Annotated in this window: 9 protein-coding genes; 6 read left to right on the forward strand and 3 right to left on the reverse strand. The window is 65.0% G+C overall.

Annotation, left to right across the window (positions count from 1 at the left end; genetic code table 11):
* Positions 1–232 precede the first annotated feature (232 nt).
* The gene (locus AB7245_RS35895) at positions 233–895 is read right to left on the reverse strand and encodes an STM3941 family protein (protein WP_085405221.1); all 663 of its coding nucleotides are present in this window, start codon (positions 893–895) and stop codon (positions 233–235) included.
* Positions 896–1,198: 303 nt separating this feature from the next.
* On the opposite strand from AB7245_RS35895, the gene AB7245_RS35900 reads away from it, so the two are divergent.
* From AB7245_RS35900 to AB7245_RS35925, 6 genes are read left to right on the forward strand one after another with little or no spacing between them, the layout of a single operon-like run.
* Positions 1,199–4,048, forward strand: a complete 2,850-nt coding sequence (locus AB7245_RS35900) for a bifunctional transaldolase/phosoglucose isomerase (protein ID WP_439035490.1) — start codon at positions 1,199–1,201, stop codon at positions 4,046–4,048.
* A gap of 12 nt (positions 4,049–4,060) precedes the next feature.
* The gene (gene gnd, locus AB7245_RS35905; protein WP_085405223.1) at positions 4,061–5,059 is read left to right on the forward strand and encodes a phosphogluconate dehydrogenase (NAD(+)-dependent, decarboxylating); all 999 of its coding nucleotides are present in this window, start codon (positions 4,061–4,063) and stop codon (positions 5,057–5,059) included.
* Positions 5,060–5,099: 40 nt separating this feature from the next.
* Positions 5,100–6,611, forward strand: a complete 1,512-nt coding sequence (gene zwf / locus AB7245_RS35910; RefSeq protein ID WP_085405224.1) for a glucose-6-phosphate dehydrogenase — start codon at positions 5,100–5,102, stop codon at positions 6,609–6,611.
* Positions 6,611–7,360: a 6-phosphogluconolactonase gene (gene pgl / locus AB7245_RS35915; RefSeq protein ID WP_085405225.1), complete on the forward strand. Its 750-nt coding sequence runs from the start codon at positions 6,611–6,613 to the stop codon at positions 7,358–7,360. The genes zwf and pgl overlap by 1 nt, the downstream gene beginning before the upstream one ends.
* Positions 7,347–7,877, forward strand: coding sequence for a gluconokinase (locus AB7245_RS35920; RefSeq protein ID WP_014492792.1), 531 nt, complete (start codon positions 7,347–7,349; stop codon positions 7,875–7,877). Before pgl ends, AB7245_RS35920 begins: the two co-directional genes overlap by 14 nt.
* A 25-nt stretch (positions 7,878–7,902) precedes the next feature.
* On the forward strand, positions 7,903–8,715 hold the full coding sequence (locus tag AB7245_RS35925; protein ID WP_085405226.1) for a Cof-type HAD-IIB family hydrolase: 813 nt from the start codon (positions 7,903–7,905) through the stop codon (positions 8,713–8,715).
* A gap of 56 nt (positions 8,716–8,771) precedes the next feature.
* On the opposite strand, the gene AB7245_RS35930 is transcribed toward AB7245_RS35925, so the two are convergent.
* Both AB7245_RS35930 and malQ read right to left on the reverse strand, forming a co-directional pair.
* Positions 8,772–10,574, reverse strand: coding sequence for a glycoside hydrolase family 15 protein (locus AB7245_RS35930; RefSeq protein ID WP_135214831.1), 1,803 nt, complete (start codon positions 10,572–10,574; stop codon positions 8,772–8,774).
* Positions 10,575–10,604: 30 nt separating this feature from the next.
* Positions 10,605–12,566 (reverse strand): 4-alpha-glucanotransferase, encoded by a 1,962-nt coding sequence (malQ, locus tag AB7245_RS35935; protein WP_439035491.1) that lies wholly within the window; start codon positions 12,564–12,566, stop codon positions 10,605–10,607.
* Positions 12,567–12,570 lie beyond the last annotated feature (4 nt).

Here is a 12,570-nt window from a genome sequence, read left to right on the forward strand (position 1 = left end):
ATTTCGAATCAGCGTGAGCACATGACGATCATTGGACACCCTGGTGCCAACACGACGCAACGCACAACGTAGGCACTCGTTGAGTTACGAACAGGCACATGCCTGTAATTTGTGCGAATCTGTATCTATCTTCGCTCATTTCCAGAAAATGTCACTTGGTCGCAACATCCGGGCATTACCGGGGATGAGCCCATCCGGCACTGCAACATGGAGCGATCTGCGAGCGGCAATCTTATGACGCTTGTACGGCGAAGCCTTGCGTGCCGCGTTCATCTTCCTGCTGCAATGCGGTGCGCGCAGCGCTCGCAGCATGACAATCGCGGCAAGCGCGCAGCAGTGTATCAAAATCGGTCGCCAAACCCTCGGAGCGGATGACAATCCGTTCATTCTGCCGTTCATTCTGCGCACGGGGCACCAAGGTGCTGATGGTGCAGAGCTGCCGCTGCAAGGCCGGCGTCAGCGTCAGCACGATCGCCTTGTGGCCGCGGCCTTCCTCAGCCGAAATCTCCGCAATCGAGTCCCACAGCAGAAATTCGTTGCCGATGCGGAGGTCGCGGATGCCATAGGGGGTGACGATCACCACGGGTCCCCGCTCGGCGGGCAGCAGCCAGATCAGCCGGCCGGTCACCAGGCCGAACAGCACGACGCCGGCATAGCCGACCGTCGTATCGTAGTCGCCCAGACCGTCCCACCAGTCGAAGGCAAGGGTCGCGCTGAACAGGGTCAATGCGAAACCCGCCGCGACCAGCAGCCGCAGCTGGGTCGTACATGGACTGATTTCGAGATCGTGGGTCGCATCGATGCATGCGGCCGGCGCGACCGATTGCGGGCTGTCGGCAACGGCGAGCGTCAGGCGGTCATGATGTGCGTGCATGCTTTTCCCCAGCATGGCCATTCGCGGCCGAGCGACGATCTATCAGGCGGACCGTAATCCGCTGATGACACTCCACGCAGACTGGGCTGACGAGACGAAGCGGCTACGTTGGTAACGAGCCCCTGGCCATTGCTCCGGCCGACGACTTTTTACGCAACACGGCTACTTCCGCCTGGATCGCCATGATCGCGACGGAGTTACACTGGAGGGTAAGACGCCTATCCCCTTGATTGGTTCCCTCCCGGGAGCATGTAGGCTAGAGGATAGCGCGTCAGGACCGGCGCGGAAACCCCTCGCCCGCAGGCTTGGAGATAAATAAACATCATGAATCCCGTCAAAGAACTGGAAAAGCACGGACAAGCCGTCTGGCTGGACTTCCTGGCCCGTGGCTTCATCGCCAAGGGCGACCTGAAGCGGCTGATCGACACCGACGGCGTCAAGGGCGTCACCTCCAACCCGTCGATCTTCGAGAAGGCGATCGGCAGTTCGGACGAGTATGATGCGCCGATCGGCAAGGCGCTGAAGCGCGGCGACCGGACCGTGGCCGACCTGTTCGAGGCCGTCGCGATCGAGGACATCCAGAACGCCGCGGACGTGCTCCGCCCGGTCTATGACCGCCTGAGGGCCGGCGACGGCTATGTCAGCCTGGAAGTTTCGCCCTATCTGGCGATGGACACCGCCGGCACGGTCGCCGAGGCGCGGCGGCTCTGGAAGGATGTCGACCGCAAGAACCTGATGGTGAAGGTGCCGGCGACGCCGGAGGGCCTGCCGGCGATCGAGACGCTGATCGGCGACGGCATCAGCATCAACATCACGCTGTTGTTCGCCAGGGACGTCTACCTCCAGGTCGCCGAGGCCTATCTCGCCGGTCTGGAAAAATACGTCGCCGGCGGCGGCGACCCGTCGCACGTGGCGAGCGTCGCGAGCTTCTTCGTCAGCCGCATCGACTCGGTCGTCGACAAGCAGCTCGACGAGAAGATCGCCCGCGCCAACGATCCATCCGAGAAGGAGCGGCTCGCCGCGCTGAAGGGCAAGGTCGCGATCGCCAACGCCAAGGTCGCCTACCAGGATTACAAGCGCCTGTTTTCCGGCCCGCGCTGGGACAAGCTCGCTGCCAAGGGCGCCAAGCCGCAGCGGATGCTGTGGGCCTCCACCGGCACCAAGAACAAGGACTACAGCGACGTCCTCTATGTCGAGGAGCTGATCGGTCCCGACACCATCAATACCGTGCCGCCGGCGACGCTCGACGCGTTCCGCGACCACGGCAAGCCGCGCGACAGCCTGGAAGAGAACGTCGACGACGCCCGCCGCGTGCTGGAAGAACTGGAACGCTCCGGCGTCTCGCTCGAGGCGATCACCGAGGAGCTCGTCAAGGACGGCGTCAAGCAGTTCGCCGATGCCGCCGACAAGCTCTATGGCGCCGTCGCCCACAAGCGGGCAACCGTGCTCGGGCCCGCGATCGACCACCAGCTTCTCTCGCTCGGCGACGGCCTCGGCAAGGCGGTGGCCAAGAGCACCGAGGAATGGCGCGCCTCGGCAAAGATCCGCAGGTTGTGGCAGCGCGACAAATCGGTCTGGACCGGCACCGATGAGGACAAATGGCTCGGCTGGCTCGACAGCGCGGCGAAGGCCGACGTCGCCGACTACGAGGACTATGCGAGCCGCGTGAAGGGCCAAAAGTTCTCCGATGCCGTCGTGCTCGGCATGGGTGGATCGAGCCTTGGCCCCGAGGTGCTGGCCGAGACTTTTGCGCGGAAGTCCGGCTTCCCGAAATTGCACGTGCTGGATTCCACCGACCCGGCACAGGTCCGGGCAATGGAGGCCAGGATCGACATCGCCAACACCGTGTTCATCGTGTCCAGCAAATCCGGCGGGACCACCGAGCCGAACGCGATGAAGGATTATTTCCACGAACGCGTCGCACAGGCGGTCGGGCCGAAAGTGAAGACCGGCCATCGCTTCATCGCGGTGACCGATCCCGGCTCGTCGCTGGAGAAGGCGGCGAAGAGCCTCAACTACGCCCGCATCTTCCATGGCGAACCCTCGATCGGCGGCCGCTATTCGGTGCTCTCGCCGTTCGGCCTGGTGCCGGCGGCAACCGCGGGCATCGACGTCAAGACGCTGGTCAAACACGCGCTCTCCATGGCCCGCTCCTGCGGACCCGACGTGCCGCCAGGTGAGAACCCGGGCGTCCAGCTCGGCCTTGCCATGGGCCTCGCCGGCCTCGAAGGCCGCGACAAGGTGACGATCCTGTCGTCGAAGAAGATCGCCGATTTCGGCGCCTGGGCCGAACAGCTGATCGCGGAATCGACCGGCAAGGAAGGCAAGGGCCTGATCCCGATCGCCGGCGAACCGCTCGGCGAGCCCGCGCTCTACGGCAACGACCGTTTCTTCATCGACATTCGCACCGAAGGCGAAGCGGACGCCGCGCATGACTCCAAGCTCGCCGCGGTCGAAGCCGCCGGCCATCCCGTCGTGCGCATCGTGATGAAATCGATCGACCATCTCGGTCAGGAGTTCTTCCGCTTCGAGATGGCGACGGCGGTCGCGGGCAGCATCCTCGGCATCAACCCGTTCGACCAGCCGGACGTGGAAGCGGCCAAGATCAAGACCCGCGAGCTCACCGCGTCGTTCGAGAAGACCGGTGCATTACCGGCCGAACAGCCGGTGGTCAGCACCGACGAGGCCGATCTCTACACCGACGAGGCCAACGCCACGGCGCTGCGCGCCGCCGGCGCCAACGGCGACCTCACCTCGTGGCTGAAAGCGCATCTCTCCCGCTCGGGTCATGGCGACTATGTCGCCCTGCTCGGCTACATCGCGCGCGACAAGGCGACGATCGACGCACTCCAGACGATGCGTCTCGAAGTGCGCGAGAAGCGTCACGTCGCGACCTGCGCCGAGTTCGGACCGCGCTTCCTGCATTCGACCGGGCAGGCCTACAAGGGCGGGCCCGACAGCGGCGTGCTTCTCCAGATCACGGCCGACGATGCCAAGGACTTGTCGGTGCCGGGCCAGAAGGCGAGCTTCGGCGTGATCAAGGCCGCGCAGGCGCGCGGCGACTTCGACGTGCTCACCGAGCGCGGCCGGCGCGCGCTCCGGGTCCACCTCAAGGGCGGACTCAAGAAAGGTCTCGCGGCGCTCAACGCGGCGCTTAACGATGCGCTGAACTAAGGGAATCTCTCGATGCAACTCGGCATGATCGGCCTCGGCCGGATGGGCGGCAACATCGTTCGCCGCCTGATGCGCCACGGTCATACGACCGTGGTCTACGACAAGGACACCAAGGCCGTCGCGGGTCTCGCCGCAGACGGCGCACAGGGCTCGGCGACGCTGGAAGAGTTTGTCGCCAAGCTGGAGCGGCCGCGCGCGGCCTGGGTGATGCTGCCGGCCGGCCACATCACCGAGACGACGATCGACACGATTGCAGCCGTGATGCAGGCCGGCGACGTCATCATCGACGGCGGCAACACGTTCTGGCAGGACGACGTCCGCCGCGGCAAGGCGCTGAAGGAGCGCGGCATCCATTATGTCGATGTCGGCACCTCAGGCGGCGTCTGGGGGCTCGACCGCGGCTATTGCATGATGATCGGCGGCGAGAAGCAGGTGGTCGACCGGCTCGATCCGATCTTCGCGGCGCTTGCGCCCGGCGCCGGCGACATTCCGCGCACGGAGGGACGTGAGGGGCGCGATCCCCGCATCGAGCAGGGCTACATCCATGCAGGTCCCGTGGGCGCCGGCCATTTCGTCAAGATGATCCACAACGGCATCGAATACGGCCTGATGCAGGCCTATGCCGAAGGTTTCGACATTCTCAAGAATGCCAACATCGAGGCCTTGCCGGCGGATCATCGCTACGATTTCGACCTTGCCGATATCGCGGAGGTGTGGCGGCGCGGCAGCGTGATCCCGTCCTGGCTGCTCGACCTCACCTCGACGGCGCTCGCCGACAGCCCTGCGCTTGCGGAATATTCCGGCTTCGTCGAGGATTCCGGCGAAGGCCGCTGGACCGTGAATGCGGCGATCGACGAGGCCGTGCCGGCCGAAGTCTTGACCGCGGCCCTCTACACACGTTTCCGTTCCCGCAAGGAACACACCTTCGCCGAAAAAATTCTCTCCGCAATGCGCGCGGGTTTCGGCGGCCACAAGGAGCCGAAGCAGCCGGGCGCTTCGAAACCCAAATAAGAGCCGAAGTAACAAGTAACAGAGCGAAGGCCGATCATTCGTGACAAAAGACCCGCAGGCCAAGCGCAAGCCCGAAAATTGCGCCTTCGTCATCTTTGGCGCGACCGGTGACCTCACCCATCGGCTGGTGATGCCGTCGCTGTACAATCTGGCCGCCGAGCACCTGTTGCCGGAGAAGTTCTGCGTCGTCGGTGTGGCCCGCAACCGCCAGTCGGATGACGAGCTGCGCGACAGCCTGTTGAAGGGGCTGCGCCAGTTCGCAACCCGTCCCGTGGACGACGACATCGCCCGGAAGCTGCTGGAATGCGTGACCTTCGTCGAGGCCGATCCGAAGGATCCCCCGTCCTTCGACCGCTTGCGCGCGCATCTGGATTCGCTGGAATGCGCGCAGGACACCGGCGGTAACCGACTGTTCTATCTGGCAACGCCGCCCGCCGCGTTCGCGCCGACTGCGCGCGAGCTCGGCCGCACCGGCATGATGAAGGAGAACGGCGCCTGGCGTCGGCTCGTAATCGAAAAGCCGTTCGGCACCGATCTCGCGTCAGCCAAGGCGCTGAATGCCGAGCTCTTGAAGATCATGGACGAGCACCAGATCTACCGGATCGATCATTATCTCGGCAAGGAGACGGTGCAGAACATCCTGGTGCTGCGCTTTGCCAACGGCATGTTCGAGCCGATCTGGAATCGCAACCATATCGACCACATCCAGATCACCGTGGAGGAGAAGCTCGGCGTCGGCCATCGCGGCGGCTTCTACGATGCCACCGGCGCACTGCGCGACATGGTGCCGAACCATCTGTTCCAGCTGATGTCGCTGGTCGCGATGGAGCCGCCGGCGCGGTTCGATGCGCATTCCGTGCGCTCCGAAAAGGCCGACGTGCTGACGTCGATCCAGGAGCCGACCCGGGAAGAGGCGCTGAAGAATTCGGTGCGCGCGCAATATCTCGCCGGCCGCATCGGCGACGACGAGATCACGGACTATCGCAAGACCGAGGACGTCAAGCCCGGCAGCACCACCGAGACGTTCGTCGCGCTGAAGCTGATGATCGACAATTGGCGCTGGGCCGGCGTGCCGTTCTATCTGCGCACCGGCAAGGCGCTCGGCCACAAGCGCACGGAAGTGGCGATCAAGTTCAAGCAGGCGCCGCTGTCGATGTTCTCAGGCACGGATGTCGACCGCCTGTCGCAGAACTTCCTCACCATCGGCATCGCGCCGACCGAAACCATCGAGCTGCAGTTCAACGCCAAGATCCCGGGGCCGAGCATCACCATCGACGGCGTCGAGATGAAGTTCAAGTACGGCGACTATTTCCGCGCCGATCCCTCGACCGGCTACGAGACTCTGATCTACGACTGCATGATCGGCGACAACATCCTGTTCCAGCGCGCCGACGGCATCGAGGCCGGATGGCAGGCGGTGCAGCCGTTCCTGGACGCCTGGAAAAGTGAAGGCACCAACGGCATCGAGACCTACTCCGCCGGCAGCGACGGCCCCGCCTGCGCCGATGAGTTGCTCCGGCGCGACGGGCGAAGCTGGCGGAAGTTTACGTGATGGAAGCGGCCGACCAGCCGAAGCTGATCGTCGAGGCCGACGCCGAGGCGCTGGCGCAGGCCGCAGCCGAACGGGTGATGGCGCGGATATCAGCCAATCCCGGGCGGATCGCGATCTGCCTCACCGGCGGCTCCAGCCCGAAAAAGCTCTATCAATTGCTCGGCAGCGACGCGTATCGCGGCAAGATCCCGTGGGACCGCGTGCACTGGTTCATCGGCGACGAGCGTTTCGTGCCTTCGAGCGATCCCCTCAACAACATGGCAGTCGCGCGCGCGACCTTTCTCGACCGCAATGCGCCGTCCGGGCATATTCACCCGATCCCCACCACGGCTGAAAGCCCCGAAGCGGGTGCCGAGGCCTATGCGCGCGAGCTTCAGTCCTTCTACGGCGCCAAAAGCCTCGATCCGGCACGGCCGCTGTTCGACATGGTCCTGATGGGCGCGGGCCCGGACGGCCACACCGCCTCGCTCTTCCCCGGCTACCCCGCGATCGAGGAGACCACACGCTGGGTGGTCGGCGTCCCCAAGGCCAATGTCGCGCCGTTCGTGCCACGGGTCTCGCTGACCCTGCCCGCCTTGGCCTCCTGCCGCGAAATGCTGTTCGAGATTGCCGGGCACGACAAGCAGCCGATCTTGACGCGCCTGCTCAATGGCGAGACTCTGCCGGCTGTACGCGCGCGCTCGAATGGTGAGACCGTCTGGCTGGTCGACCAGGCCGCGCTTCCGGAGGGAATTCGTGGCGGGCGTTGAAGCACCTTGTGCGTTGATCGTGATGGGCGTGTCGGGTTCAGGCAAGAGTACGGTTGCGGAGGCGCTCGGGCAGCGGCTCGGCTGGCGTTTCGAGGACGGCGACAGCTTTCACCCAGCCAGCAATGTCGAGAAGATGCGAGCCGGCCACCCCCTCACCGACGAGGACCGCTGGCCCTGGCTCAACGCCATCGCCGACGAGATTGCGCGGGTTTGCGATAAAGGCGAGCACGTGATCATCGCCTGCTCGGCGCTGAAGCACACCTATCGCGACGTGCTGCTGCGCGGACGCGACGACGTCCGCTTCGTCTTCCTGAGGGGCACCAGGGAGCTGATCGCCGCCCGCCTCGCGCAACGCAAGGGCCATTTCATGCCGCCCGAACTGCTGACGAGCCAATTCACGACGCTGGAGCCGCCCGAGGCTGGCGAGCACGTCGTCACCGTCTCGATCGATGAATCCGTCGAGGCGATCGTTGACGGCGTGGTCCGGCAATTAAAGCTGAGCGGGGCGAAACGCTGAGGCCGACAAACCCTGAGGTCCTGCCATGACGAAAATCTCACTGGTCGTCTCCGACGTCGACGGCACGCTGCTGACCAAGGACAAGACGCTGACGGAGCGCGCGCAGTCCGCGGTGCAGCGGCTGCACAAGGCCGGGATCGGCTTCACCATCACCTCCAGCCGCCCCGCGATCGGCATGCGGTTCCTGGTCGAGCCGCTGGCGCTCTGGCTGCCGATCGGCCCGTTCAACGGCTCCTCGATCGTCGATCCCGAGATGCATGCGGTCGAGCAGCACCTGATCCCGGCGAGCGCCGCCGAACGGTCCTTGCAGATCCTCCGGGAGTTCGGCGCCGACATCTGGCTCTTCACCACCGACAAATGGCTGATCGACAACCCTGATGGTAAATACGTCGCGCACGAGCAGCACACGATCCGTTCTGATCCCACCATCGTGACGGATTTCTCGCCGTACCTTGCAAGCGCCTGCAAGATCGTCGGTGCCAGCGCCGATGCCGCCGGCCTTGAGCGCTGCGAGAAGGCGATGCAGGAAGCGCTGGGCAGCGCGGCCACCGCGGTGCGCTCGCAGACCTATTATCTCGACATCACCCCGCCCGGCTTCGACAAGGGCACCTTCGTGCAAGCCATGGCCAAGCGCCTTGGGATTTCCACCGACGCGGTCGCCACCATTGGTGACATGCAGAACGACCTTGCGATGTTCCGCGTCAGCGGCACCTCGATCGCCATGGGCAATGCCACCGACAGCGTCAAGGACCAGGCCACCCACGTCACCGCGACCAATGAGCAGGACGGCTTTGCGGAGGCGATGGAGGTGGTTTTGAAGCGGAACGGGGTGGGCTGAGATCTGATGAGATGAGACTCGACTGACGCCGCGACGGAGGTGCGTTCCCTCCCCCCTTACTTCGACCGCTGAACCGCCGGCTTCTCGCTCTCCTGCCTCGCGGCCGAGAGATTGTGCGCGGTGTTGATCAGCGCGATGTGGGTCAAGGCCTGCGGGAAATTGCCGGTCTGGCGTTGGGCGCCTGAATCATATTCTTCGGCCAAGAGGCCGACGTCGTTCGCGATGCCGACCACGCGGTCGAGCAAGGCTTGCGCCTTGTCGAGATCGCCCGCCAGCACATGCGCGTCGGCCAGCCACAGGCTGCACGCCAGGAACGCGCCCTCGATCGGCTGCGTCTCCTCGGACACTTCGCGGGGGTCGTGGCGCAGCACAAAACCGTCGCGCATCATGTGTTTCTCGACGGCGGCGATGGTGCCCCGAATGCGCGGGTCCGATGGCGGCAGGAAGCCGACGGCCGGCAGCAGCAGCACGCTGGCATCGAGCAGCTTTGAACCATAGAAGTCGACGAAGGCATTCTCCTCCGCGTCAAATCCCTTGTTGCAGACATCGCGATGAATGGCTTCGCGCAGGGCACGCCAATGCAGCAGCGGCGCCTTGAAGCCAAAGGTCTCGGCGCTCTTGATGCCGCGGTCGAAGGCGACCCAGGTCATGACCTTGGAGAACACGTAGTGCTTCGGCTGTCCACGCAGCTCCCAGATGCCGTTGTCGGGATGGTCCCAGACCTCGGCGAGATGGTTGAGCACGACGCATTCCAGCGCCCAGGTCGTCTCGTCGTCGAGCTTCAGCTTCGCCATGCGCGACTGGTGGAAGGCGTCGATCAGTTCGCCGTAGACGTCGAGCTGGAGCTGCGCATGCGCGGCGTTGCCGACGCGCACCGGTTGGGCGCCCTCATAACCGTCGAGCCAGCCCGCTTCCCATTCCAGCAGACGCCGCTGGCCCCAGATGCCGTACATGATCTGCATGTCCGCCGGCGAGCCTGCCGCCGCGCGCAGCAGCCAATTGTGCCAGGCCAATGCTTCCTCGGTGTAACCCGAGTTCATCAGCGCCAGCAGCGTGAAGGTCGCATCGCGCAGCCAGCAGAAGCGGTAATCCCAGTTCCTGGCGCCGCCGAGCTTTTCCGGCAACGAGGTGGTGGGCGCCGCGACGATGCCGCCGGTGGGGGCGAAGGTCAGCGCCTTCAGCGTGATCAGCGAGCGTACGATCAGATCGTGATATTCGCCGTCGCGGGTGCAGCGGCTGCACCATTCGTTCCAGAATTTCTCGGTCTCCCGGAAGGCGATCTCCGGATCGATCGGCGCGGGCGGATCGAGATGCGAGGGGCCGTAGGTCAGCACGAACGGCACCGTCTCACCCGCCTTCACATCGAAGTCGGAGACCGTGGTCAGATCCTCGCCGCGGGTCTCCACCGGGGTGCGCAGCACCGTCATGTCCTGGCCGGCGATCGCCAGCAGCGAATGGTCGATGCGTCGCACCCAGGGAATGTCGACGCCGAAGCCGAAGCGGATGACAAGCTCCATCCGCATCTTCACCGTGCCCGTGAGGCCGCGGACCAGCCGCACGATGTCGGAGGCCTTGCCGCGCGGCGGCATGAAGTCGATCAGCGCAACGGCGCCGCTCCTGGTCTCGAAACGCGTTTCGAGGATGAGCGTGTTGCCGAGGTAGCGGCGCGAGATACCGGTGATGTCTTCGCCCGGCGCGATCAGCCAGCGGCCGTTCTTGTGCGTGCCGAGGATCGCGGCAAAGCAGGCATCGGAATCGAAGGCCGGCCAGCACAGCCAGTCGATCGAGCCGTCGCGCCCGACCAGCGCTGCGGTCTCGCAATCGCCGATCAGCGCATAGTCCTCGATCCTCTGAGCCAATGTGTCACGAGCCCCGGAAAATCCGCCGTTTCAACTCCCGCCGGTCAACGAGCGTTCCCGCGTCGCCGCCTTCAAGGCCGTAACATCGACCTTGGCGGCGATCTTGTCGAGCGCCACCGGCAGGCGCTGGCGCCAGTTCGGATGCTCATCGATCGTACCGGGAATGTTGGGCTGGTCAATCACGCCGAGCAGATCCTCCAGCGACACCGCCAGAAGACGCGACGGCGTCCGCGACAGGAAGGCGAGCACCGAATAGAGATCGTTGGCGTTGATGCCGTTCTGGCGCAGGATCTCGTCGAGCCTGCCGAGCGCATCCCAGCGCGCCTGGTCGTTCTCGCCGGGGTCGAGCCCGAGCGAGCGCTTCATCTTGAGATCGCTGAAGGAGCGCCAGCCGGCATAGGTGCACAGATCATGCGTGTTCAGCGTGACCAGCGCGTTGGGCCGGTAATGGTCGGCATTGCGGAAACGGCCGGCATCGTCGCGCTCGAACATCATGACGAGGTAGGACCAGATGCCGAAATCCTGCATGGTCTCGCGGAAACCTTCCGGCACGGTGCCGAGGTCCTCGCCGATCACGATGCATTTGTGCGCCGCGCTCTCGCGCACCACGGCGCCGAGCAGCGCCTCGAACGGCATCTGAACATAGGCGCCGTTGTCCGGCTTGAAGCCGCGCGGCACCAGATACAGCCGCTTCAACCCCAGCACGTGATCGAGCCGGATCGCGCCGGCATGGCGCATCGAGGCGGCCAGCATGTCGGCGAACGGCACGAAGGATTGCGCCTCCAGACCACCGGCATTGAAGCCGGCAAGGCCCCAATCCTGTCCGACGGTGTTGAGCACGTCGGGCGGCGCGCCGACGGCGAGATGGCGCGAAATCGCCATCTGCTCGTTCCAGGCGTCGAAGCCGTTGGACTGCACGCCGACGGCGACGTCGAGATAGAGCCCGACGCGCATGCCGAGCTGGCCGGCCAATTCCTTGGCGGCATGCAATTGGCTATCGGCCGTCCATTGCACGAATTCGACGAACTCGACCTCGCGCTTGTCGGGGCCGTTGCGGAGCTCGGCGCATTTGGCTTCATCCGGCTGCTGCCAGTCTTGCGGCCACTCCCACCAAGGCCCGGAGAAGCGATGCCGCAGCACCTCGAAGCAGGCAAAGCGGGACAACAGCGGCGCACGGTCCGCGCAGAAGGCGTCGAATTCCTTGCGGCGCGCCTCGCTCGCGCTCGTCACGAAACTGTTGTAGGCGGCGCGCAGGCCGAGCCATTTCAGCGCCGCCATGTCCGCATAGGGCACGCGATCGCCTTCGCGCAGCCGCGCGGCGGTCGCAGCCGCGTCGGGGACGAGGTCGGCGGAAAATTCCGGGATCGCCTCGACGTCGATATAGAGCGGGTTGAGAAACAGCCGGCTGTTCGGCGAATAAGGGCTGCAATCGGCGGGGTGGTTGTCGAACAGGACATGCAGCGGATTGAGCCCGACGCCATCGGCGCCGAGCTGCCTGGCGAGCCGGACGAGATCGGCGAGGTCGGTGAAATCGCCAATGCCCCAATTGCGGTCCGAGCGGACGCTGTAGAGCTGCACGGCAAGCAGCCAGCCACGGGCGAAATCGCCGCCGAAGGCGCGTTCGGGCGCCACGATCATCGGCACCTCTTCCGCAACACCCTTGGCGTCGGTCAGCGTCAACCGGTGATAACCGAGCGGCAGGCCGGCGGGCCAGGCGATCACGGGCTCGTGGGTCTCGCCTTGCGCGATCACATTGCCGTTTGCGCGCAATGTCCATTGCAGCGGCGGCGCGCCGATTGTCCTCAATTCGGTGCGCGGATGTCCCAGGGCGCGCACCACCACGGGCCCGCCGACGAAGCGGTAAACCCGCTTCTCCGGCAGGGCCTCGAGGATGGATTTGAGGGCCACGGGATCGGTGACCCGCAGCTTTCCGAGGGCATCGACGAATTCGGACTGAACGCCCTTGATCCGGGCTTGAGCTAAAAGATCCATTCGG

The organism is Bradyrhizobium sp. 604_D8_N2_3 (assembly GCF_051810765.1).
Lineage (GTDB): Bacteria > Pseudomonadota > Alphaproteobacteria > Rhizobiales > Xanthobacteraceae > Bradyrhizobium > Bradyrhizobium barranii.

Excerpts from the sequence above, each read along its gene's own strand:
- AB7245_RS35895 (WP_085405221.1), bottom strand. The coding sequence starts at position 895 with ATGGCCATGCTGGGGAAAAGCATGCACGCACATCATGACCGCCTGACG.
- AB7245_RS35900 (WP_439035490.1), top strand. The coding sequence starts at position 1,199 with ATGAATCCCGTCAAAGAACTGGAAAAGCACGGACAAGCCGTCTGGCTG.
- gnd (WP_085405223.1), top strand. The coding sequence starts at position 4,061 with ATGCAACTCGGCATGATCGGCCTCGGCCGGATGGGCGGCAACATCGTT.
- pgl (WP_085405225.1), top strand. The coding sequence starts at position 6,611 with ATGGAAGCGGCCGACCAGCCGAAGCTGATCGTCGAGGCCGACGCCGAG.
- AB7245_RS35925 (WP_085405226.1), top strand. The coding sequence starts at position 7,903 with ATGACGAAAATCTCACTGGTCGTCTCCGACGTCGACGGCACGCTGCTG.
- malQ (WP_439035491.1), bottom strand. The coding sequence starts at position 12,566 with ATGGATCTTTTAGCTCAAGCCCGGATCAAGGGCGTTCAGTCCGAATTC.